The following is a 22,448-nucleotide window of genomic DNA, read 5'->3' on the forward strand; positions in this document are numbered from 1 at the left end:
AAACTGAACCCGCCCTAAACACTGTACCAAAAAGATAAACTTCTCTTAGACACAAGCGTCTTCAGAGAGTTTCCTATTTTGGCTTTGTGTTTTACGTGCTTGGTATCTTAATTATGGAAACATGGCAAGAGTTAAAAGTAACAGTTAAGCGTGAGGGAGAGGAATTGGTTTCCAATCTCTTGATTGAGTTAGGTGCCCAAGGTGTTGCGATTGAAGACAGTATGGACTATGTGGGGAATGTCGACCGTTTTGGTGAGATTTTCCCAGAGGTCGAGCAACAAGAAGAAATCGTAGTGACAGCCTACTATCCTGACACGGTTGATGTGGCAGTAGTTGAGGCAGATTTGCAGGCTCGCCTCCTAGAATTAAAAGATTTTATGGATTTAGGAGAGGTCAAGATGGGAACGACTGCCTTGGCTGAGGAAGACTGGGCAGACAACTGGAAGAAATATTATGAACCAGCTCGTATCACCCATGACTTGACCATTGTGCCGTCCTGGACGGACTACGAGGCGACTGCTGGAGAAAAGATTATCAAGCTGGATCCTGGGATGGCTTTTGGTACTGGGACGCATCCAACCACTAAGATGAGCCTCTTTGCCTTGGAGCAGGTCCTTCGTGGTGGCGAAACGGTGCTAGATGTGGGGACTGGTTCAGGTGTCCTTTCTATTGCTAGCTCGCTTCTTGGTGCCAAGGAAATCTTCGCCTATGACCTGGATGATGTGGCAGTTCGTGTGGCTCAGGAAAATATTGAGCTCAACACTGGCATGGAAAACATCCACGTTGCTGCTGGAGATTTGCTCAAGGGTGTGGAGATTGAGGCAGATGTCATCGTGGCTAATATCTTGGCGGATATCCTCATTCATCTGACGGATGATGCTTATCGCTTGGTCAAGGATGAAGGCTACCTCATCATGAGTGGCATTATCAAGGACAAGTGGGATATGGTGCGCGAGTCAGCTGAGTCAGCTGGATTTTTCCTTGAAACCCATATGATTCAAGGGGAATGGAATGCCTGTGTCTTTAAGAAGACTAAGGATATTTCAGGTGTGATTGGAGGCTAGCATGCAGCAGTATTTTGTCAAGGGCAGTGCAGTCTCTCCTGTCACTATTGAGGACAAGGAAACCAGCAAGCATATGTTTCAGGTCATGCGCTTGAAAGAAGATGATGAGGTGACCTTGGTCTTTGATGATGGTATCAAGCGTTTGGCGCGCGTGCTGGATGTGGAAAAACGTCAGTTTGAGTTGGTCCAAGAGTTAGCTGACAATGTGGAACTACTAGTTCAAGTAACCATCGCATCAGGCTTTCCCAAGGGAGACAAGCTGGAGTTTATTACTCAGAAAGTAACAGAACTAGGCGCTAGCCAAATCTGGGCCTTTCCTGCCGATTGGTCAGTTGCCAAATGGGATGGTAAGAAATTGGGCAAAAAGGTTGAGAAACTAGAAAAAATCGCCCTTGGAGCAGCAGAGCAAAGCAAGCGTAATATCGTTCCAAGTATTCAGCTTTTCGAGAAAAAAGCAGATTTTCTAGCTCAGCTGGACCAGTTTGACTCTATCGTAGTAGCCTATGAAGAGTCAGCGAAAGAAGGAGAAGCCGCTGCTCTCTTACAAGCAATCACTGGTCTTAAAAAAGGAGCCAAATTGCTCTTTATCTTTGGTCCAGAAGGCGGTCTGTCACCAGCAGAAATCGAAAGTTTTGAAACTAAAGGAGCCGTCTTGGCAGGACTTGGTCCTCGTATTTTGCGAGCAGAAACAGCGCCGCTTTACGCCTTATCTGCCCTTAGTGTTTTAGTAGAATTAGAAAAATAAGAGGAAGAAAATGGAACAAAAACACCGTTCAGAATTTCCAGAAAAGGAACTTTGGGATTTAACCGCCCTATACCAAGACCGTGAGGATTTCTTGCGTGCAATCGAGAAAGCTCGCGAAGACATCAACCAATTTAGCCGTGACTACAAGGGCAATCTTCACACTTTTGAAGATTTCGAGAAGGCTTTTGCGGAATTGGAACAAATCTATATCCAGATGAGCCATATCGGCAATTATGCCTTTATGCCTCAGACGACAGACTATAGCAATGAAGATTTTGCTAATATTGCCCAAGCTGGGATGGAATTTGAAACAGATGCCAGCGTAGCCTTGACCTTCTTTGACGACGCCTTGGTGGCAGCAGACGAGGAAGTCTTGGACCGTTTGGGTGAGCTGCCACACTTAACGGCAGCCATTCGTCAGGCCAAAATCAAAAAAGCCCACTACCTAGGGGCGGATGTGGAGAAGGCCTTGACCAATCTGGGTGAAGTTTTCTACAGCCCACAGGACATTTATACTAAGATGCGAGCTGGGGATTTTGAAATGGCTGACTTTGAAGCCCATGGCAAGACCTACAAAAACAGCTTTGTAACTTATGAGAATTTCTACCAAAATCATGAGGATGCAGAGGTGCGTGAAAAATCCTTCCGTTCTTTTTCAGAAGGACTTCGTAAGCACCAGAATACAGCTGCGGCAGCCTACTTAGCTCAGGTCAAGTCTGAGAAATTGTTGGCAGATATGAAGGGGTATGACTCAGTCTTTGATTATCTCCTAGCTGAGCAAGAAGTAGATCGTGCCATGTTTGACCGTCAAATTGACCTCATCATGAAGGATTTTGCGCCAGTTGCTCAGAGATACCTCAAGCATGTTGCCAAGGTTAATGGTCTTGAAAAGATGATTTTTGCAGACTGGAAGCTAGACTTGGACAGTGCCCTCAATCCTGAAGTGACTATTGACGATGCCTATGATTTGGTCATGAAGTCAGTAGAACCTTTGGGGCAAGAATATTGTCAGGAAGTTGCGCGCTATCAAGAAGAACGCTGGGTGGACTTTGCTGCTAATAGTGGCAAGGATTCTGGTGGGTATGCGGCGGATCCATATCGCGTGCACCCTTATGTCCTCATGAGCTGGACTGGTCGTTTGAGCGATGTCTATACCTTGATTCATGAAATTGGGCATTCTGGTCAATTTATCTTTTCAGATAATCACCAAAGCTACTTCAATGCCCACATGTCGACTTACTATGTCGAAGCGCCGTCAACCTTCAATGAATTGCTTTTAAGTGATTACTTGGAACACCAATCTGACGACCCACGTCAAAAACGCTTCGCTCTTGCTCACCGCTTGACAGACACCTACTTCCATAACTTTATCACCCACCTCTTGGAAGCTGCCTTCCAGCGTAAGGTGTATACACTGATTGAAGAAGGGGAAACTTTTGGAGCAAGCAAACTCAACAGCATTATGAAGGAAGTCTTGACGGACTTCTGGGGAGATGCCATTGAAATTGACGATGATGCAGCCTTGACTTGGATGCGTCAAGCTCACTACTACATGGGCTTGTATAGCTACACATACTCAGCAGGCCTTGTTATCTCTACTGCAGGTTACCTCCATCTGAAAAACTCTGAAACTGGAGCTAGAGACTGGCTCAATCTCCTCAAATCAGGTGGCAGCAAGACACCGCTTGAGTCAGCCATGATTATCGGAGCCGATATCTCAACAGATAAACCACTACGTGATACCATCCAGTTCTTGTCTGACACAGTTGACCAGATTATAGCCTACAGTGCCCAGTTGGGAGAGTAGGGAAATGGGCAAATTTTAGGAGAATAATATGAATAGAATCAAAGAATGGCTAGAGCAAGATCCCCAAAGAATGCATTTTATCAAAATTGGTCTAGTTTCGTTGGGAATCATTTTATTGATTGCTTTGCCTACTCTCTATCTTGTTTTGAGCGGAGTTGGTATTTGGTATTTTGTAAAGAAAGCACCAGATATTCGAAAAAGAAATCTAATGATCGGGATTTTCATTGTCAGTTTTGTTGCAGTTGCTCTTCAAACTCCAACAGTCACAAAGAAAATTTCATCTTCTCAGTCAGAAACTAAGCAGACTGCGACATCTACTACTTCGACAGCTTCAACCACGGATACTTCATCTAGTATAGAGGAAGCAAAACGAATCGAAGAAGAGAAAAAAGCTAAAGAAAAAGCAGAAGAAGAGAGAATTGCCAAAGAAAAAGCTGCAAAGGAGTTTCAAGAAAGAGGTGAAACTTTAGTCAAACAATTGGAAGACAGTCAAGATGCGAGTCAAGTGAAGTCTGCTAAAGAAACAGTTAATCAAATTGAAAATAATGATAAAAAGACAGAGTTGCTTGATAGAATAGGTGCAATTGAGTCGTTAATTTCTCAAAAAGAAGAAGAAAAAAGAGCTGCGCGTGAAGCTGAAACCAAAGCTCAACAGCAAGATAGAATTGTCTATGTTGCAGACCATGGGAAATCAAAAGTTTATTGGTATAGTAAGGATAGAATGCCTTCAAAAACGAATAAAGCTAACGTTGTTGAGATGACAGAAGCAGATGCGATTGCAGCAGGAAAACGACCATCTAAAAAAGAATAAGACAGAAAGTTATCTTGGGCTGGTTTTTTGAACAGTTGCTAGAAATGTAGAGGTACTTGAGATGCGTAAAAAATTACAAAGAAAAGTGACAGAAGAAAAACCAAGCTATAGCCGAGAAGAAATTCAGTGGTTGCTTGAGCATTTGGGAGATCCCTCTCCAGAAATTAGAGACGAACTTGTTTTTACGAGTTTGGCTAGAGGGATTCAAGAAGAGTTGTTTTCCCTTGGGCAGTTTCAGTTTATTTCAGAAGAGGTCTCCTCTGGTGAAGGTCTATACAAAGAGATTGATAGTAGAGGAGTTTCGGCTCTTAAACGTTCTTTTAGGGCGCTTATTTATGCCAATCTTTTGTCTGCAGATGGTAACGAGCACTCTCTTTTCTATAAGGGATTAAAAGCTGATATAAGAAATGCTATGCTATCTCAAGGTTTGTATTACTTAAAAAAAGAAAAGGATACGACAGGTTTTTCAAGTCAGTATGGTTGGGTTCACGCTTTTGCGCATGGAGCAGATCTCCTGACTGAAGTCGTTTGTCATCCAGATTTTCCTGGTAACAGAGCTTCTGAAGTTTTTGATGTACTGGGTCAATTATTTAAAAGAATTACCATTCGTTTTACAAATGATGAGGAATGGCGCTTAGCTAGAGTACTTTATGAACCCATTTTGCAAGGAAAATTAGAGCAAGAACAAGTAGCTTCTTGGATAAAAACTGTTGACTTTCCGATAGAAGATAAGGAAGATTTTTATAAATTTTCCAACTTCAGATCCTGTCTGTTGGAAGTCTATATCCAACTTGACCAGAGAAATAGTTTACAAGATGACTTGAAAGAAGCTATTCAATCTTTTCAGTACTAAGGATAAGCGAGTCGTTTCATGATTTTCAAATAACTTTCCAGTCAATTTTCTTGAAACCCTTTCCTTCTTTTGATAGACTAATACATAGTTCGAAAAAAAGGAGACTTATCATGAAAAAATTTGTTGCTGAATTAATCGGTACATTTATGCTTGTGTTCATCGGAACAGGAGCTGTTGTTTTTGGGAATGGTGTTGAAGGTGTTGGGCACCTTGGGATTGCTCTTGCTTTTGGTTTGGCAATCGTAGTTGCAGCTTACTCAATTGGGACGATTTCAGGTGCTCACTTGAACCCAGCGGTTTCGATCGCTATGTTTGTAAACAAACGTTTGTCATCTTCTGAGCTTGTAAACTACATCCTTGGACAAGTAGTTGGAGCTTTCCTTGCGTCAGCTGCAGTATTCTTCCTCTTGTCTAACTTAGGCATGTCAACTGCTAGTCTTGGTGAAAATGCCTTGGCAAACGGTGTCACTGTCTTTGGTGGTTTCTTGTTTGAAGTCATCGCAACTTTCTTGTTTGTCTTGGTTATCATGACGGTAACATCAGCAAGCAAAGGTAATGGCGCAATCGCTGGTTTGGTAATCGGTTTGTCATTGACAGCCTTGATCCTTGTGGGATTGAACATCACTGGACTTTCAGTAAACCCAGCTCGTAGCTTGGCTCCTGCTGTCTTGGTAGGTGGCGCAGCCCTTCAACAAGTTTGGATTTTCATCCTTGCCCCAATCGTTGGTGGCGTTCTTGCAGCACTTGTTGCGAAAAACTGCCTTGGAACAGAAGAATAATTGAAACTCAAAAAGCCTTGCTCCTCAGTTTGAGGAACAGGGCTTTTTCGTATCTGTTTAGCGGTTGTCAATTTTCTCTGGATAAAGGTCGTGTTGAAAGAGGCGTTGTTCTGCCAGGCCTTCATACTTGGTTCCAGGTCTACCGTAGTTGTAGTAAGGGTCGATTGAAATGCCCCCGCGTGGAGTGAATTTCCCCCAGACTTCTAAATAGCGAGGGTCTAGCAAGTTGACCAAGTCTTTCCCGATGGTGTTGATACAGTTTTCGTGAAAATCTCCATGATTTCGGTAGCTAAAAAGGTAGAGTTTGAGGGATTTTGACTCGACGCAGAGCTTGTCAGGAATGTAGGAAATATAAATCGTCGCAAAATCTGGCTGAGCAGTGATTGGGCAAAGCGAGGTAAATTCAGGACAGTTGAATTTAATAAAATAGTCATTTTCCACATGACGATTGTCAAAGGATTCGAGGACTTCTGGTTGATAGTCAAAAATGTAGTTGGTCTCTTTGTTGCCGAGGAGGCTAAGGTTTTTCATTTCTTCTTGTTGTGACATGATTTTTTCTTTCTAATTTAAACACCACGTTGGTTGTCGTAGAGGAGGGTATGCAGTTGAGGAAGGACGCGGACATTGCCCCAGCTATCGTCAGCAGCGACGCGTTCCCAGAGTTCTTTGAGGCGGTCTAGTTGGTCTTGGACAATATTGCCTGTAGCCTTGGGCTCAGGATTTCCAGCCGATAAGAAGAGGACATCTGGCTGGTAACGTTCTTGGATCCCTTTGGCAAAGGCTAAATCGGCATCATCAAAGACAGGGATTTTAAAGGTGACCTTGTCTGGATCTAGTTGGGAAACGATAAAGTCTAAGGTTTCGAAGTTGACTTCCATCTTGGATGAAGGAGGTTTGGGACTCAGAGTGACTTGGTCGATATCTTTTAACCAATTTTGCCAGCGAGAACCTTGAGTCTCAACAGCCAGAGTGACACCGCGTTCCTTGAGTTTGGTGACGAGTTCAGCCATGTTGGCTGCTAGGATAGCAGGATTTCCTCCAGACAGGGTAACGTAGTCGTAGCTTCCCAGCTTATCTAAGGCGGCAATGACTTCGTCAGCTGTCATACGAGTAGGTTTTTCAGAACCATCCCAAGTAAAGGCAGAGTCGCACCAGTCGCAGTGGTAGTCGCAACCAGCAGTGCGGACAAACATGGTTTTCTGCCCGATAGCACGACCTTCACCTTGAAAGGTTGGGCCAAAAATTTCCAGAACTGGTAGTTTGAGGACACGTTCCCTAGTCATCTAACCACTCCCGTCTAAACTCTGCAAAGGCAGTCGGAGTTTCATAGAGGCGAACGTATTCCAAACGGAGACTGCGCTCATCTGGTAACTCTTGACTCATGGTTTGGAAAATCCAGTAAACCATATTTTCAGCAGTCGTGTTCATATAAGGCAGGGTTTCATTGAGATAGCGATGATCCAAATGGGGTTCTAAGAAGTCCTTGTAGATAGCTTTGATATCTCCAAAATCGTAGGTCATGCCACGTTCATCTAAAAATCCACTAACAGCAATCTGCAGATGATAAGTGTGGCCGTGCAGGGATTTGCATTTTCCCTCATAGTGAAAGAGATGGTGGGCAGCATCGAAGGTAAACTCTTTTGAAACTAAGGTTCTGTGAGGATTGTAGACAAGAGATTCCCCAGTTTCCTGTCTGATTTCTTTGGGAGCAAAAAACATTAGCCCTCTCCTTTCTGTGAAAGATAAACATCTAAACCATGCTGACGTAGGTGGCAGGCTGGACAATCTCCACAGCCACTTCCGATAATCCCATTGTAGCAGGTCAAGGTCTTTTCACGAACGTAGTCAAAGGCACCGAGTTGGTCGGCTAATTCCCAAGTTTCAGCCTTATCTAGCCACATGAGAGGTGTTTGGATAACAAAGTCGTAATCCATGGCAAGGTTGAGGGTGACATTAAGAGATTTGACAAAGACATCCCGGCAGTCAGGGTAGCCTGAGAAGTCTGTCTCGCAGACACCTGTCACGATATCTTTAATGCCACGTTGCTTGGCAAGAACTGCTGCAAAGGATAGAAAGAGGTGGTTGCGGCCGTCAACAAAAGTATTGGGAAGCTCTCCCTCTTTTTGCTCGATTTCCAGATCAGAGGTCAGGGCATTTTCAGTGATTTGCCCTAGCAGAGACATATCTAAGATGTGATGACGAATGCCTTGTTCCTTAGCGATTTCTCTAGCAACTTGAATTTCGAGATGATGGCGTTGGCCGTAGGCAAAGGTGACGGCTTCGACTGTTTCATAGTGTTCTTTAGCCCAAAAGAGGCAGGTTGTGGAATCTTGACCGCCACTAAAGACGACCAAGGCTGATTGACGTTTCATAGTACTCCTTCCAAAATGGGAAATGTTCAGAGCACGCAAAAAGCTCCCTTGAGGGGAGCTAAAAAATACCAAGTAGAGGTTTTTTTTAGCGATGGCATGTCCCAAACATCGTAATATTCTACCTACAGTCTAGCATATTTTTTGAAAAATGGCAAAGGGCAAGAAAAAAGAGACCAAATGAAGCACTTGATCTCTCGTGTGATTAGCTCAATTCAGCAACGATGGCCTTGATTTGTTCTGCAGTATGAACACCTGCAACTTGTTTCACCACTTGGCCGTCTTTTTTGAAGAGAAGAGTTGGTATAGACATGATTCCAAAAGCACGAGCTGTGTTTGGATTTTCATCAACGTCCATTTTAACGATTTTCAAGACATCTTCTGAAAGTTCTTCAGACAATTTGTCCAAGATTGGACCTTGCATACGACATGGGCCACACCAAGTTGCCCAGAAGTCTACCAAGACCAAACCGTCTTTTGTTTCTTGTTCAAATGTTGCATCTGTAATTGCTTTTGCCATTGTATTTCTCCTTTTTTAGTTATATTGGCTTAAATCTTGTTTCATGAGATAGAAGAAGACATCTCCGTAAGTCCCATGGTAGTCCAAATCATGACCATTATAGGTCAATTTTTGAACTGGGTAATAGTCTGCGACACCGATAAGGCAAGCTTGTTGAGAACGTTCAAAGTCTTCGTAAGACTCGAAAGTCATAGTTCTCTCTTGTTTGCTGGTGTCTAGATAGGTAATTTCGATCATATAAAACTCCTTTGTTCAATCATGACTTTATTGTACTCCTTTAAAAGAGGAATGTCAAGAAAAATGATTGCGCACGCAACTTTTTTTAAAAATACTCATTAAGGCAAGAAATCAAGACTGGTTTCCAATCTTTCTTCGACAGCTTTTTGTAGATAAGCCAGAGTTGTTTGCCCCTCGTCAGTCAGGCAGATAAAACTGGCCCGTCTATCCTGATCGCAACATCTGCGACTAAGCAAACCGCAGTTTTTCTCTTCTAATCTAGCCACCATTCGAGAAACAGCGCTTGGGCTGAGATGGAGTTTATCTGGTAGGTCAATTTGTCGTAGAGATTTTTCTTGGGCTAGATTCAGATAGTAGAGCAGGTAAAACTCTTTCAAATTCAGCCTTTGTTCACTCTGCTGAGCAATAGTTTCTTCCAACAAGGCTTCCATTTCCTTTTGACGGCGGTTGTAGTCAAACCATTTTTCTAAGTAGGTCATTGCTTTCTCCTTTCTTTTTAATGTAAAAATCACAAAATCATTACTGACGGTCTCTCTAACATAAGATGATTGCGCATGCAATGATTATACTACTTTTAACTAATCCTTGCAAGAAAGAAGAATTTCAATATTTCCTTGAAATTTTCTGAAAAAAGAGTAAACTGGTATGCAAGAAGTTTATTTCATGGAGTTTAGGATGAAATTATATGTTCAATTAATGATTCTCTTTGTGATTTCTCTAATCGGTGAGGGAATCTCCAGTTTCTTTCATCTGCCCATCCCAGGCAGTATTATCGGTTTGATTATTCTCTTTCTAGCCTTACAGTTCAAGTGGCTAAGGACCAGGCATGTCAACATGGTCGGAAATTTCTTGCTGGCCAATATGACTATTCTCTTTTTGCCGCCAGCAGTGGGTATCATGGAAAAGTTCGATGTGATTGCTCCTTATCTCTTGCCCATTGTCTTGATTGTCTTTTTTGCGGCTGTCATCAACATTATCCTCATCGCCCTAGTGGTTCAGTTTATCAAAAGACGGTTTGAGGGAGATTATGAGAAAGGAGATGCCAAATGAGCGAATTTGTATCGAATCCTCTGTTTGGGATTGCATTATCTATCCTAGCTTATCTAGTGGGAATGCTGATTTACAGACGTTTTCCCCATCCTTTGACAACACCTTTGCTTTTGTCGGCAATTTTTATTATCATCCTTCTTAAGGCGACGGGTATTTCTTACCAAGATTACTACCAAGGTGGGGTTTATCTGAATAATTTGATTGTCCCATCGACAGTGGCTCTAGGGATTCCGCTTTATAAGAGTTTTCATCTGATGAAGCACCATGCTCGGAGTATTCTCTTTGGTAGTTTGCTAGCAGTGGTTGTCAATACTAGCTTCACTGCTATAGTGGCGAAAATATTTGGCATGGACTTTTTCCTAGCCATTTCTCTCTTTCCCAAGTCAGTGACAACCGCTATGGCAGTGGGGATTACAGAGAAATTGCAAGGTTTAACGACTGTGACCTTGGTCGTCGTAGTGGCAACTGGGATTTTGACTAGTGTTATTGGACCAACCCTTTTGAAGTGGTTGAAGATTGATGATCCAGTGGCTGTCGGACTCTCCCTTGGAGGAACAGGTCATGCAGTCGGAACAGGAACAGCCTTTCGATACGGCTCGGTAGCAGGAGCCATGGGTGGCTTGGCCATCGGTGTCACCGGTATTCTCTATGTTTTTGTTAGCCCTATTGTAGCCAGTTTGATATTGAGTTAAAGCAAAACCCAGCTCTTGTAAGCTGGGCGTTTTTTATTGCAAATTAACCTTGTTTTTCAAAATATAGTAGGTACCGAGATAGTAGATAGCCGATAAAAAGAGATCGCGCAAGATTTCTGTACCAATCATCATGTTAAAGTCATTTTCAATTCGGAAGAAGAGAGAAACATAACCAATGACGATGGCAATGACGATATAGGCTAGAATTCCCATAGCTGTTCGATACTCATTAAAGAGTTGTCCGATTGAGATGGAGAGGTAAATGGATAAAATCCATGTAATCGAACCGACAAATAGTGATAGGGCATACAGCCAGCCGTAGCTGAGGTAAGGGGAAATGAAGTTATAGAGGACAGTGAAGTCTTTTTCTATTGGTGTTAAAAAGAAGATAATCAGTACACTCAAGATAAAGACGATATAGCTTAAGATGGACCAGACAAGACCACCTAAAAGTTTTGCGATGATGATTTGGTGCTCAGAGACAGGCAAGGTCAGGGTCAAGTACCCTTGGCGGTCATAAACACTCCCCTTGAATCTTCGGATGATTAAAAAGATTGTTGCAATCCAAAGAGTGACGCTAAGTCCTCCAAAGACTAGTACCAAAAAGAAGATGAAATAAACAGCGTTGTTAGAATTGTAACTCTGGCTAAGGCTACCAAGAAAAGCTCCAATCAAAACTGAAATTGCAAGCACAGCTCCATAGAGCGCTAAATACCATTTATTGACATTTTTAAATTCATAACGAACTAGATTCCAAAACATAATAATCTCCTTTGCTTAGGCTTTAAATTCCTGGCGGAAGAGCTGGTCAATTGATTCACCTGACTCGTAACGAATATCATCAACATTTCCTTGGCGGACGACTTTCCCGTCTTTGAGGAATATAATCTCATCCAAGATTGGCTCAATATCTGAAATCAAGTGGGTTGAAATCAGGACCGTAGAAGTTGGGGAATAGTTGTTGATGATGGTATTGAGGATATAATCACGAGCAGCTGGATCCACGCCTCCGATTGGTTCGTCCAGAACGTAGAGGCGGGCTTCACGGCTCATAACGAGGATTAGTTGGACCTTTTCCTTGTTTCCTTTTGATAATTTCTTTAAGCGACTATTTTCATCAATGCCAAGGTCTGCAAGCAGATGTTGGGCGCGTTCAAGATTGAAATCCTGATAGAAGGTCTTGAAGTAGGTTAGGGCTTCCTTGACCTTCATTTGCTCATTGAGATAAGTTGTGTCTGGTAGATAAGAGACGATCGCCTTGGTAGCAGGACTTGGATCCTGTCCGTTAATGAGGACACGTCCTTTATCTGGCTGAAGGAGGCCATTGATCAGTTTGATTAAGGTTGTTTTCCCGGATCCGTTTGGTCCAAGGAGTCCGACAATCTTTCCAGCTGAGATCTCTAGTGAGATATTGTCAAGTGCCGCAGTTGCTCCATATGATTTTGATACATTTTCAAGTGCTAGTAGTGTCATAGTCTTAAACTCCTTTGATATAGTCGCTTAATACATTTGGCAGTTCTTCTTTTTTGTAGCCAAATTGAAGCATGCAAGAGACGAAGTGTTGCAGTTGCTCCTCGGAAAGTTGTTTGCGGGACTGAACGATGAGGTCTAAATCCTCGGTGACAAAACGACCAGTTGTCCGCTTGCTGTAAACGAATCCTTCGCGTTCAAGGTCAGACAAGGCGCGCTGAATGGTATTGGGATTGACACCGGCCTCGCTCGCCAACTCCCTTACAGTCGGAAGTTGTTGATTGGGTTCCAGTTTATGGGAAACAATCTGTAGTTTGATTTTTTCCATAATCTGTAAATAAATGGGTTTTGTATTATCAAATGACCAGGACATCATAGTCTCCTTTCTTTATCTTTATTGTTCTAATTAAATAATACAATAAAACAAAAAACTTGTCAAGTAAAAATAAGAATTGTTTTGGGAATTGCTCAAAAAATGGTATAATGAAAAGAAAACGACAAGGAGGGAAATGCATGCGTTGTCCAAAATGTGGGGCTACCAAGTCTAGTGTTGTTGATAGTCGACAAGCCGAAGAAGGAAACACCATCCGTCGAAGACGTGAGTGCGACGAGTGCCAACATCGTTTTACAACCTATGAACGAGTAGAAGAAAGAACGCTGGTCGTCGTCAAAAAAGACGGTACGCGAGAACAGTTTTCGAGAGATAAAATCTTTAATGGGATTATCCGCTCAGCCCAGAAGCGTCCTGTGTCAAGTGATGAAATCAACATGGTGGTCAATCGTATTGAGCAAAAACTCCGTAGTCGCAGTGAGAATGAGATCCAAAGTGAATATATTGGGTCTTTAGTCATGGAAGAATTGGCAGAGCTTGATGAGATTACCTATGTTCGTTTTGCCAGTGTTTATCGTAGCTTTAAGGATGTGAGTGAGTTGGAGAGTCTGCTCCAGCAAATCACCCAGTCCTCTAAGAAGAAAAAGGAAAAATAGATGAAACCAAATGACCGTTTTTCTTTTCTAAAGAATAATCGGGTGTCGCAAGATACCTCTTCTCTGGTGCAGTGCTACCTCCCGATTATCGGTCAGGAGGCACTGAGCCTCTATCTATATGCCCTTACCTTTTGGGATGGTGGGCAAAAGGAACACCTCTTTTCCCACATCCTCAACCACTTAAACTTTGGCATGCCGACCTTGCTCCAATCCTTTAAAATCTTATCTGCCTTAGATCTGTTGACCCTTTATCAAAAGGGGAAAACTTATGAATTGCAGCTTCATTCTCCCCTCTCCAGTCAGGAATTTTTAAGCCATTCTGTCTATAGCAGATTATTAGAGAAAAAGATTGGGGATACAGCTGTTTCTGCTATGAAGCAGGCTCCAAGTGAGGGAGAAGCACTTTCTGTTTCTTTGAGCCAAGTCTTTCCAACCCTGACTGAAGAAGTGACCCCAAGCGAGTCTAAAAGCAAGTTAAAAAATGATTTTGACTTGGAACATTTCCAGCGCCTGATGGCTCGAGATGGCTTGCGTTTTGAAGACGAGCAGGCGGATGTTTTGGAATTGTTCGCCATTGCAGATGAAAAAAAATGGACCTGGTTTGAAACCTATCAATTAGCTAAGGCGACAGCGGTGGCTCAGGTTATTTCAGTCAAACGCATGCGTGAAAAGATAGCACAAAAACCAGCGTCTTCTGACTTTAGTCCCAAAGAAATGACCATTATCAGGGAAGCTAAAAATAAAACTCCCCTACACTTTTTAGCGGAAATCAAGCAAACGCGTAAGGGGAATATTACCCAGAGCGAACGAGAACTCCTTCACCAGATGGCGTCTTTAGGTTTGTTGGATGAGGTCATCAATATCGTCTTACTTCTAACCTTTAACAAGGTTGATTCGGCTAATGTCAATGAAAAATATGCCATGAAGGTCGCAAATGACTATGCTTATCAAAAAATTCGGACAGCAGAAGAGGCTGTGCTTCGGATTCGAGAGCGTCAGCAAAAAGGGCAAGAAGACCAGAAATCGAAAACTAGCTCGACTAAGACCAATGTTCCCAAGTGGAGCAATCCAGAATATAAAAATCAAACCAGTGAGGAAACTCGTCTGGAACTAGAACGCAAAAAACAAGAAATGTTAGCCCGATTAGAAGAAGGAGGAGACTAGATGGAAAGTGTGGGTGACGTTATCAAACGTCAGACAAGTCGTTTTCAGTATCAGGACCTAGTCCAGCAGATTATGAAAGACCCAGATGTGGCGGCTTTTATCCAGAAAGAGTCCCTCAGTCCAGAGGAGTTGAATCGTAGCATCTCCAAGTTCAACCAATATATCACAGAACGGGATAAGTTTCTTCGTGGGGATGCGGACTATATAGCGCGTGGCTATAAGCCTATCTTGGTTATGAATCACGGTTATGCGGATGTGTCTTATGAAGAAACACCAGAACTAATCGCGGCAGAAAAAGAGGCTGCAATTAAGAATCGTCTTAAGTTGATCAATCTACCAGCAAGTCTCAAGAAAGCGAAGTTAGCTCAGATTGACCTGGATGATCTAGGACGGTTGCCGATTTTTGAGAGACTCTATTCCTTTGTTGACCTTTACCCAAGCATCCGAAAAGGCCTCTATCTTTACGGAGATTTTGGTGTTGGAAAGAGTTTCATGATGGCAGCCTTAGCTCATGACCTATCTGAAAAGCGTGGGGCATCAACGACCATTATCCACTATCCAAGCTTTGTCATTGATGTGAAAAATGCCATCGGTGAAGGAACTGTGAAGACCTTGGTGGATGACATCAAGTTAGCTGAGGTCTTAGTCTTAGATGATATTGGTGCAGAACAGTCTACCCCTTGGGTACGTGATGAGATTCTCCAGGTCATTCTTCAGTACCGCATGCAGGAAGATTTGCCGACCTTCTTTACTTCCAACTTTAATTTCCAAGATTTGGAAAAACATTTTGCCAAAGGAAAGAATGGAAATGACGAGACTTGGGAAGCTAGACGGGTCATGGAACGAATCCGTTATTTGGCTGAGGAGACAAGACTAGAAGGAGAAAATCGCCGATGACAGAAACCATTCAACTGATGAAAGCTCATACTTCAGTTCGTCGCTTTCAGGAGCAAGAAATTCCTCGGGCAGACTTGGAAGAGATTTTGACTGCTGGACAAATGGCGTCATCTTGGAAAAATTTTCAATCCTACTCTGTGATTCTTGTGCGTAGTCAAGAGAAGAAAGATGCCCTATATGAACTGGTTCCTCAGGAAGCCATTCGCCAGTCAGCTGCCTTTTTGCTCTTTGTCGGTGACTTGAACCGAGCTGAAAAGGGAGCAAGTCTTCATACGGACACTTTCCAACCTCAAGGGGTAGAAGGTCTCCTTATCACGTCTGTAGACGCTGCGCTTGCGGGGCAAAATACCTTGCTTGCAGCAGAGAGTCTGGGATATGGTGGTGTTATCATCGGCTTAGTCCGTTACAAGTCGGAAGAGGTAGCAGCGCTTTTTAACCTGCCTGACTATACCTACCCAGTTTTTGGGATTGCCCTTGGCGTGCCAAACCAACAACATGATGTCAAACCAAGACTGCCTTTGAACCAAGTGGTATTTGAAGAAGAATACCAAGAACAGCAAGTTGAAGCGATTTTGGACTATGATCAAGTACAGGCAGACTATGCTGGTGCGCGTGCGACGACCTCTTGGAGTCAGCGTTTAGCAGAGCAGTTTGGGCAAGCCGAACCTAGTTCAACTCGGAAGAATCTAGAACAGAAAAAGTTATTGTAGAAAGTGAGAAAATATGGCCTTACCAACTATTGCCATTGTGGGACGTCCCAATGTTGGGAAATCGACCCTATTTAATCGGATCGCTGGTGAGCGAATCTCAATCGTAGAAGATGTCGAGGGTGTGACACGTGACCGTATCTATGCAACGGGTGAGTGGCTCAATCGTTCCTTTAGTATGATTGATACTGGAGGGATTGACGACGTCGATGCTCCCTTCATGGAGCAAATCAAACACCAAGCAGAAATCGCTATGGAAGAAGCTGATGTCATCGTTTTTGTGGTGTCTGGGAAAGAAGGGATTACAGATGCGGACGAGTACGTAGCTCGCAAACTCTATAAAACCCATAAGCCTGTTATCCTAGCCGTTAACAAGGTTGACAATCCTGAGATGCGAAATGATATCTTTGATTTCTATGCTCTGGGCTTGGGTGAACCGCTGCCCATCTCGTCTGTCCATGGGATTGGTACGGGTGATGTACTGGATGCCATTGTGGAAAATTTACCACATGAAGTCGAAGAAGAAAATCCAGATGTCATTAAATTCAGCTTAATTGGACGTCCAAACGTTGGAAAATCAAGTTTGATCAACGCCATTTTGGGAGAGGACCGCGTGATTGCTAGTCCAGTAGCTGGAACAACGCGTGATGCCATTGATACCCATTTTACAGATGCTGATGGACAAGAGTTCACCATGATTGATACAGCTGGTATGCGTAAGTCAGGTAAAGTCTACGAAAATACAGAAAAATACTCTGTCATGCGTGCTATGCGTGCTATTGACCGTTCCGATGTGGTCTTGATGGTTCTCAATGCCGAAGAAGGTATTCGTGAGTACGACAAGCGTATCGCAGGTTTCGCCCACGAAGCGGGTAAAGGAATGATCATCGTGGTCAACAAGTGGGATACTCTTGAGAAAGACAATCATACCATGAAGAACTGGGAAGAAGACATCCGTGAGCAGTTCCAATACCTGCCTTACGCGCCGATTATCTTTGTTTCGGCTTTGACCAAGCAACGTCTCCACAAACTACCTCAGATGATCAAGCAAATTAGTGAGAGTCAAAACACGCGTATTCCGTCTGCGGTGCTCAACGATGTCATCATGGATGCCATCGCTATCAATCCAACACCGACAGACAAAGGGAAACGCCTCAAGATTTTCTACGCAACCCAAGTGGCAACCAAGCCACCAACCTTTGTCATCTTTGTCAACGAAGAAGAACTTATGCACTTCTCTTACCTGCGTTTCTTGGAAAATCAAATCCGCAAGGCCTTTGTCTTTGAAGGAACCCCGATTCATTTGATCGCAAGAAAACGCAAGTAAGCCTTGCTTATTTTTCAATAAGAATAACTGAAAAGAAGACTAGTCTGTCTTCTTTTTTTCTATAAAATAGGTGAAAAAATCCTGTCAAATCGAAGGAAAAATCTGTCATCAAAATTCAATCATTTTCCTGGCTTTTGTAATCTATTTGTAATGAAAATGCACTTTCTTTGTAAAAATCAAAATGCTATAATTCCTTAAATCAATTTTCCTTTATCAGGGAGGTTATTATGAAAAGAAGCAGATTATTTAAACATAGTTTGTTGGTTCGCTTGCTTGGACTGCTGATGGTCTTTCTCTTCTTGTCAGCATTCACAGCACCTGAAAAACCTGAGTACGGGATCTATGACCCGGATCACTATCTAACGGATGAGACTATAAGTCAGATTCGGGAATTGAATAATGTCAATAGTAAAAAATCAGAAAAAATCCAGATGGGTGTTTACGTTGTGAAAAGCCTAAATGGAGAAACAATCGAGACTGTCGCCAATGAAACAGCTAGAGCTTGGAAGATTGGCTACTCGGGAGACAATCACGGTGTCTTGATTGTGGTAGCAGTCCAAGATAGAAAATCACGGATTGAAACCAGTAATAATGTGGCCAGTAAAATCACAGACTATCAGACTCACAGGTTCTTGACAACAGCACGCCCTTACTTTAAAAATGGTGACTATAACAAGGGTGTTCTCTCAATAGTCAATAATCTCAACTACATGTTCTATAGTGGATCGAGTACAACTGCTTCAAGTTCTAAAAGTAGTTACGACTATACTACCAACTCTAGTCGCTTAAGGGAACTTGAAAGGTATGCTGGTGAGAGCAGTTCTTCGAGACGGCATCGAAAAAGCAGTTCGAGTGACGGAGTTATCGGATTTGGAGTTCTCATTTACTTCATTGTGATGATTATCGGCTTTATTTTTGGAGGTCGTGGTGGCGGTTCACATGGCGATGATTCTGGCGGTGGCTGGTGGGGCGGTGACTCATCAGATTCAGGATCTTCTTGGTCAGACTCAGGTTCCGACTCATCTGGTGGCTGGGACGGCGGTGGCTTTGATGGTGGCGGTTCGTCTGATGACTGGTGAGTGATTACATATTGCTCAAACCGATTTTTCCATGCAGTAAGGTGACTACTTTGCAACAGTTCACTCCTTAATTAAAAATAAAAACAAAGTTTGGGAAATTGATTTAAAATCTGAGTATTTTCTCAGAAAAGTTGATAAAAGAAAGTGTTAAGGTTTTGATATGAAACAAAATAAAGTAATTCTCTCAATAGTAGCGATTTTCTTTGGACTACTAGTTCTGGGAAGTTGTTCCGCAGTGACGACCTATAATGGTCTGGTTGGTGAACAGACTAAAGTGGAGCAGGCACAGGCCGATGTCTCCACAGCCCTCCAACGTCGTTCGGACTTGATTGGTAACTTGGTGGAGTCCGTTAAAGGACAAATGAATCATGAAACGGAAGTCTTTACTAAAATTGCTGATGCCAGAGCTAAAATCGGCAGTAGCTCAGTAACGTCGGAAGAAAACCAAAAGGCTCAGGGAGAATTGAGCTCTGCTCTTTCCCGCTTGATTTCCTTGACGGAGAATTATCCAGAACTCAAGAGCAATCAAAATGTTGAGCAACTAATGGTCGAACTTTCAGGAAGTGAAAATCGTATCTTTGTAGCACGCAAGGACTATAATAAGGTTGCAGCCGAGTACAATCAAAAGTTGAGAAGTTTCCCAACCGTTCTTTTTGCGAATATGATGAACTTTAAAGAAGCAGAAACCTTCAAAGAAACAGAAGAAGCCAAGACAGTTCCTAAGGTCGATTTTGGAACCTCTTCATCAAGTCAATAAAGTGAATCAGCCTATGAATAAAGGAATTTCTCTAGTATGACTAGTGATTTCAAACTCAAACCTGGAAAGCTTTTTCCAGGTTTTTTTGGTATAATAAAAGGGAAGAGACAGTGACTCAAATGGAGGTTTGCTATGGAGAAAACAAAAGCCTTTCTTGAAGCGCACTACAAGAGATATATCCTTACGATTTGCCTTCTCTGGTTCCTCATGTTTTTCCTTCCTTGGGATTGGCAAATAGGAGGAGTTTCAGTATATTATTTCGTTATGAAAAAACTCTTTGTGGTTTTTGGAGTTTTATCCATCCTATACTCCGTGCTGATTAAAAAAATCAGTCTTCTCATCTTTGGCATCATCTTTTGCTTGGCCTTCTGGATTAATCTCTTTTTGTATTTTGGGATATTGCCTGTATTCTTGGGAAATTAAACATTAAAAAATGAAGGACTAGACTAGCTTCTAGTCCTTTTTTCCCCTTGTGAAACAAGGATTCTTTCTTGAAAAATAATGGTAAATATGCTAAAATTAAAAGAACATTCTAAAATATTCAGAATAAAAAGTAAGGAAAATCATGGCTAATATTTTAAAAACGATTATTGAAAATGATAAAGGAGAACTTCGTCGTCTGGAAAAGATGGCTGATAAGGTTCTTAACTATGAGAGCCAAATGGCTGCAATGTCAGACGAAGAACTAAAAGCGAAAACTGACGAATTTAAAGAGCGGTACAATAAGGGTGAATCACTTGATTCATTGCTATATGAGGCTTTTGCAGTAGTTCGTGAAGCTGCAAAACGTGTCCTTGGGCTCTTCCCTTATAAGGTTCAGGTCATGGGTGGGATTGTTCTTCACCATGGTGACGTTCCAGAGATGCGTACGGGTGAAGGGAAGACCTTGACAGCGACTATGCCAGTGTACCTCAATGCCCTTGCAGGTAAAGGGGTTCACGTAGTTACCGTCAACGAATACCTAACAGAACGTGACGCGACTGAAATGGGTGAATTGTACTCATGGCTCGGTCTGTCAGTAGGGATTAACTTGGCAGCAAAATCTCCAATGGAGAAAAAAGAAGCTTATCTTTGTGATATTACCTACTCAACCAACTCAGAGATTGGTTTCGACTACCTTCGTGATAACATGGTCGTTCGTGCAGAAAACATGGTGCAACGTCCACTCAATTATGCCTTGGTCGATGAGGTTGACTCAATTTTGATCGACGAAGCCCGTACACCATTGATCGTTTCAGGTGCCAACGCAGTTGAAACAAGCCAACTCTACCATATGGCGGACCACTTCGTGAAATCCTTGGACAAGGATGACTATATCATTGACGTTCAGTCTAAGACGATCGGTTTGTCAGACTCTGGTATTGACAAGGCAGAGAGCTACTTCAAACTAGAAAATCTCTACGACATTGAAAATGTAGCTCTTACTCACTTTATCGACAATGCCCTCCGTGCCAACTATATCATGATTCTCGATATCGACTATGTGGTTAGTGAAGAGCAGGAAATCTTGATTGTCGACCAATTTACAGGTCGTACCATGGAAGGTCGTCGTTACTCTGATGGTTTGCACCAAGCGATTGAAGCAAAAGAAGGTGTGCCAATCCAAGATGAGACTAAGACTTCAGCTTCTATTACCTACCAAAACCTCTTCCGTATGTATAAGAAATTGGCAGGTATGACAGGTACTGGTAAAACAGAAGAAGAAGAATTCCGCGAAATTTACAACATTCGTGTTATCCCAATCCCAACCAACCGTCCAATTCAACGTATCGACCACTCAGACCTTCTCTATGCAAGTCTTGATGCGAAATTTAAGGCTGTAGTTGAAGATGTAAAAGCTCGTTACCAAAAAGGTCAGCCGGTCTTGGTAGGTACAGTTGCAGTTGAAACGAGTGACTTTCTGTCTAAGAAACTGGTAGAGGCAGGTGTTCCTCACGAAGTCTTGAATGCGAAGAACCACTACAGAGAAGCGCAAATCATCATGAACGCTGGTCAGCGTGGTGCAGTTACTATCGCGACCAACATGGCCGGTCGTGGTACCGACATCAAGCTTGGTGAAGGGGTTCGTGAACTTGGTGGACTTTGTGTCATTGGTACAGAACGCCATGAAAGTCGCCGTATTGATAATCAGCTTCGTGGACGTTCAGGGCGTCAAGGAGACCCAGGGGAGTCACAATTCTACTTGTCTCTTGAAGATGATTTGATGAAACGTTTTGGTTCAGAACGTTTGAAAGGTGTCTTTGAACGTCTTAACATGTCTGATGAAGCCATCGAATCTCGCATGTTAACGCGTCAAGTTGAAGCAGCTCAAAAACGTGTTGAAGGAAACAACTACGATACTCGTAAACAAGTCCTTCAATACGATGACGTTATGCGTGAACAACGTGAAATCATCTATGCACAACGTTATGATGTCATTACTGCAGATCGTGACTTGGCACCAGAAATCCATGCTATGATCCGTCGTACCATTGGACGTATCGTGGATGCGCATGCACGTTCGAAAGAAGATGAAAAATTGGAAGCAATCCTGAACTTCGCTAAGTATAACTTGCTTCCAGAAGATTCAATTAGCCGTTCAGACCTTGCAGGTTTGTCAGACCAAGCTATCAAAGATGAACTTTTCCAACGTGCCTTGAAAGTCTATGACAGCCAAGTTGCTAAGCTTCGTGACGAAGATGCAGTGAAAGAATTCCAAAAAGTCTTGATTCTACGTGTTGTAGACAACAAGTGGACAGACCATATCGATGCTCTTGATCAGTTGCGAAATGCTGTTGGTCTTCGTGGATATGCCCAAAACAATCCTGTCGTAGAATATCAAGCAGAAGGTTTCCGCATGTTTAATGACATGATTGGATCAATTGAATTTGATGTGGCCCGCTTGATGATGAAAGCACAAATCCACGAACAGGAACGTCCTCAAACTGAACACAATATCAGTACAACTGCGACTCGTAATATCGCGGCGCAGCAGACTCAGCTTCCAAAAGATGTGGACTTGAGCCAAGTCGGACGAAATGATCAATGCCCATGTGGATCTGGTAAGAAATTCAAGAACTGTCATGGTAAGAGACAATAATATGAGATAAGATACAGGCGGATACCTGGTAAAAGTCATTTTTTGCTTGGTGTC

27 protein-coding genes are annotated in these 22,448 nt (G+C 42.7%); 17 read left to right on the plus strand and 10 right to left on the minus strand.

Translation table 11 applies throughout. The annotated features are described in order from the left end of the window. The first annotated feature begins 113 nt into the window (after window positions 1-113). The 6 genes from prmA to DB729_RS03960 all read left to right on the plus strand — a co-directional run bounded on the left by prmA (window position 114) and on the right by DB729_RS03960 (window position 6,059). Window positions 114-1,064, plus strand: a complete 951-nt coding sequence (gene prmA, locus DB729_RS03930; RefSeq protein ID WP_084853460.1) for a 50S ribosomal protein L11 methyltransferase — start codon at window positions 114-116, stop codon at window positions 1,062-1,064. 1 nt (window position 1,065) lies between these two features. Beyond that, a complete protein-coding gene (locus DB729_RS03935; RefSeq protein WP_109290186.1) occupies window positions 1,066-1,809 on the plus strand; it encodes a 16S rRNA (uracil(1498)-N(3))-methyltransferase in 744 nt (247 codons plus the stop codon). 10 nt (window positions 1,810-1,819) lie between these two features. Beyond that, window positions 1,820-3,616, plus strand: coding sequence for an oligoendopeptidase F (pepF, locus tag DB729_RS03940; RefSeq protein WP_109290185.1), 1,797 nt, complete (start codon window positions 1,820-1,822; stop codon window positions 3,614-3,616). 28 nt (window positions 3,617-3,644) lie between these two features. After that, window positions 3,645-4,427, plus strand: coding sequence for a deoxyribonuclease (locus tag DB729_RS03945; RefSeq protein ID WP_109290184.1), 783 nt, complete (start codon window positions 3,645-3,647; stop codon window positions 4,425-4,427). Between the two features lie 61 nt (window positions 4,428-4,488). Continuing rightward, window positions 4,489-5,280, plus strand: coding sequence for a DUF2785 domain-containing protein (locus tag DB729_RS03950; RefSeq protein WP_109290183.1), 792 nt, complete (start codon window positions 4,489-4,491; stop codon window positions 5,278-5,280). A 110-nt stretch (window positions 5,281-5,390) separates the two neighbouring features. Next, on the plus strand, window positions 5,391-6,059 hold the full coding sequence (locus DB729_RS03960; RefSeq protein WP_109290182.1) for an MIP/aquaporin family protein: 669 nt from the start codon (window positions 5,391-5,393) through the stop codon (window positions 6,057-6,059). 57 nt (window positions 6,060-6,116) lie between these two features. On the opposite strand, the gene queF is transcribed toward DB729_RS03960, so the two are convergent. From queF to DB729_RS03995, 7 genes are all read right to left on the minus strand, one after another. Further along, window positions 6,117-6,608 (minus strand): preQ(1) synthase, encoded by a 492-nt coding sequence (gene queF / locus DB729_RS03965; protein WP_000082582.1) that lies wholly within the window; start codon window positions 6,606-6,608, stop codon window positions 6,117-6,119. A gap of 17 nt (window positions 6,609-6,625) precedes the next feature. Further along, complete coding sequence (queE, locus tag DB729_RS03970) at window positions 6,626-7,342, minus strand: 7-carboxy-7-deazaguanine synthase QueE (protein WP_084852497.1); 717 nt, start codon at window positions 7,340-7,342, stop codon at window positions 6,626-6,628. Beyond that, complete coding sequence (queD, locus tag DB729_RS03975; protein ID WP_084944126.1) at window positions 7,335-7,778, minus strand: 6-carboxytetrahydropterin synthase QueD; 444 nt, start codon at window positions 7,776-7,778, stop codon at window positions 7,335-7,337. Before queD ends, queE begins: the two co-directional genes overlap by 8 nt. Beyond that, window positions 7,778-8,431 carry a 7-cyano-7-deazaguanine synthase QueC gene (queC, locus tag DB729_RS03980; protein ID WP_109290181.1) on the minus strand — a complete coding sequence of 218 codons (654 nt, stop codon included), beginning with the start codon at window positions 8,429-8,431 and terminating at the stop codon, window positions 7,778-7,780. Before queC ends, queD begins: the two co-directional genes overlap by 1 nt. A gap of 202 nt (window positions 8,432-8,633) precedes the next feature. Continuing rightward, entirely contained in the window at window positions 8,634-8,948 is a 315-nt protein-coding gene (gene trxA, locus DB729_RS03985) for a thioredoxin (RefSeq protein WP_001029581.1), read from the minus strand. A gap of 15 nt (window positions 8,949-8,963) precedes the next feature. Continuing rightward, window positions 8,964-9,185, minus strand: coding sequence for a DUF4649 family protein (locus DB729_RS03990; RefSeq protein ID WP_000570266.1), 222 nt, complete (start codon window positions 9,183-9,185; stop codon window positions 8,964-8,966). A 98-nt stretch (window positions 9,186-9,283) separates the two neighbouring features. Then, on the minus strand, window positions 9,284-9,664 hold the full coding sequence (locus DB729_RS03995) for a MarR family winged helix-turn-helix transcriptional regulator (RefSeq protein ID WP_000221644.1): 381 nt from the start codon (window positions 9,662-9,664) through the stop codon (window positions 9,284-9,286). Between the two features lie 196 nt (window positions 9,665-9,860). Between DB729_RS03995 and DB729_RS04000 the strand changes: the two genes are divergently transcribed. Then, window positions 9,861-10,235: a CidA/LrgA family protein gene (locus DB729_RS04000; protein WP_000781325.1), complete on the plus strand. Its 375-nt coding sequence runs from the start codon at window positions 9,861-9,863 to the stop codon at window positions 10,233-10,235. After that, the gene (locus DB729_RS04005; protein WP_001288938.1) at window positions 10,232-10,927 is read left to right on the plus strand and encodes an LrgB family protein; all 696 of its coding nucleotides are present in this window, start codon (window positions 10,232-10,234) and stop codon (window positions 10,925-10,927) included. The genes DB729_RS04000 and DB729_RS04005 overlap by 4 nt, the downstream gene beginning before the upstream one ends. A 33-nt stretch (window positions 10,928-10,960) precedes the next feature. Here DB729_RS04005 and DB729_RS04010 read toward each other — a convergent pair whose 3' ends face one another. The 3 genes from DB729_RS04010 to DB729_RS04020 are packed head-to-tail and all read right to left on the minus strand — an operon-like array spanning window position 10,961 to window position 12,770. Continuing rightward, the gene (locus tag DB729_RS04010; protein WP_000498776.1) at window positions 10,961-11,689 is read right to left on the minus strand and encodes an ABC transporter permease; all 729 of its coding nucleotides are present in this window, start codon (window positions 11,687-11,689) and stop codon (window positions 10,961-10,963) included. Between the two features lie 15 nt (window positions 11,690-11,704). After that, the gene (locus DB729_RS04015; protein ID WP_000173183.1) at window positions 11,705-12,400 is read right to left on the minus strand and encodes an ABC transporter ATP-binding protein; all 696 of its coding nucleotides are present in this window, start codon (window positions 12,398-12,400) and stop codon (window positions 11,705-11,707) included. Between the two features lie 4 nt (window positions 12,401-12,404). Then, entirely contained in the window at window positions 12,405-12,770 is a 366-nt protein-coding gene (locus tag DB729_RS04020; protein WP_000119124.1) for a GntR family transcriptional regulator, read from the minus strand. Window positions 12,771-12,910: 140 nt separating this feature from the next. On the opposite strand from DB729_RS04020, the gene nrdR reads away from it, so the two are divergent. The 9 genes from nrdR (at window position 12,911) to secA (ending at window position 22,394) form a co-directional block, all read left to right on the plus strand. Further along, complete coding sequence (gene nrdR / locus DB729_RS04025) at window positions 12,911-13,384, plus strand: transcriptional regulator NrdR (protein WP_001203678.1); 474 nt, start codon at window positions 12,911-12,913, stop codon at window positions 13,382-13,384. After that, window positions 13,385-14,548 (plus strand): DnaD domain protein, encoded by a 1,164-nt coding sequence (locus DB729_RS04030; protein ID WP_109290180.1) that lies wholly within the window; start codon window positions 13,385-13,387, stop codon window positions 14,546-14,548. Next, window positions 14,549-15,445 carry a primosomal protein DnaI gene (gene dnaI, locus DB729_RS04035; protein WP_084853276.1) on the plus strand — a complete coding sequence of 299 codons (897 nt, stop codon included), beginning with the start codon at window positions 14,549-14,551 and terminating at the stop codon, window positions 15,443-15,445. It abuts the gene before it with no gap. Further along, window positions 15,442-16,155: a nitroreductase family protein gene (locus tag DB729_RS04040; RefSeq protein ID WP_109290179.1), complete on the plus strand. Its 714-nt coding sequence runs from the start codon at window positions 15,442-15,444 to the stop codon at window positions 16,153-16,155. Before dnaI ends, DB729_RS04040 begins: the two co-directional genes overlap by 4 nt. A 13-nt stretch (window positions 16,156-16,168) precedes the next feature. Beyond that, entirely contained in the window at window positions 16,169-17,479 is a 1,311-nt protein-coding gene (gene der, locus DB729_RS04045; protein WP_109290178.1) for a ribosome biogenesis GTPase Der, read from the plus strand. A 227-nt stretch (window positions 17,480-17,706) separates the two neighbouring features. Next, on the plus strand, window positions 17,707-18,558 hold the full coding sequence (locus tag DB729_RS04050; protein ID WP_109290177.1) for a TPM domain-containing protein: 852 nt from the start codon (window positions 17,707-17,709) through the stop codon (window positions 18,556-18,558). 160 nt (window positions 18,559-18,718) lie between these two features. After that, window positions 18,719-19,315, plus strand: coding sequence for a LemA family protein (locus DB729_RS04055; protein WP_000812473.1), 597 nt, complete (start codon window positions 18,719-18,721; stop codon window positions 19,313-19,315). Between the two features lie 132 nt (window positions 19,316-19,447). Next, complete coding sequence (locus DB729_RS04060; protein ID WP_109290176.1) at window positions 19,448-19,738, plus strand: hypothetical protein; 291 nt, start codon at window positions 19,448-19,450, stop codon at window positions 19,736-19,738. A gap of 142 nt (window positions 19,739-19,880) precedes the next feature. Continuing rightward, window positions 19,881-22,394: a preprotein translocase subunit SecA gene (secA, locus tag DB729_RS04065; protein WP_109290175.1), complete on the plus strand. Its 2,514-nt coding sequence runs from the start codon at window positions 19,881-19,883 to the stop codon at window positions 22,392-22,394. The last annotated feature ends 54 nt before the right edge of the window (window positions 22,395-22,448 follow it).

Origin of the sequence: Streptococcus halitosis (assembly GCF_003143695.2) — a bacterium.
Lineage (GTDB): Bacteria > Bacillota > Bacilli > Lactobacillales > Streptococcaceae > Streptococcus > Streptococcus halitosis.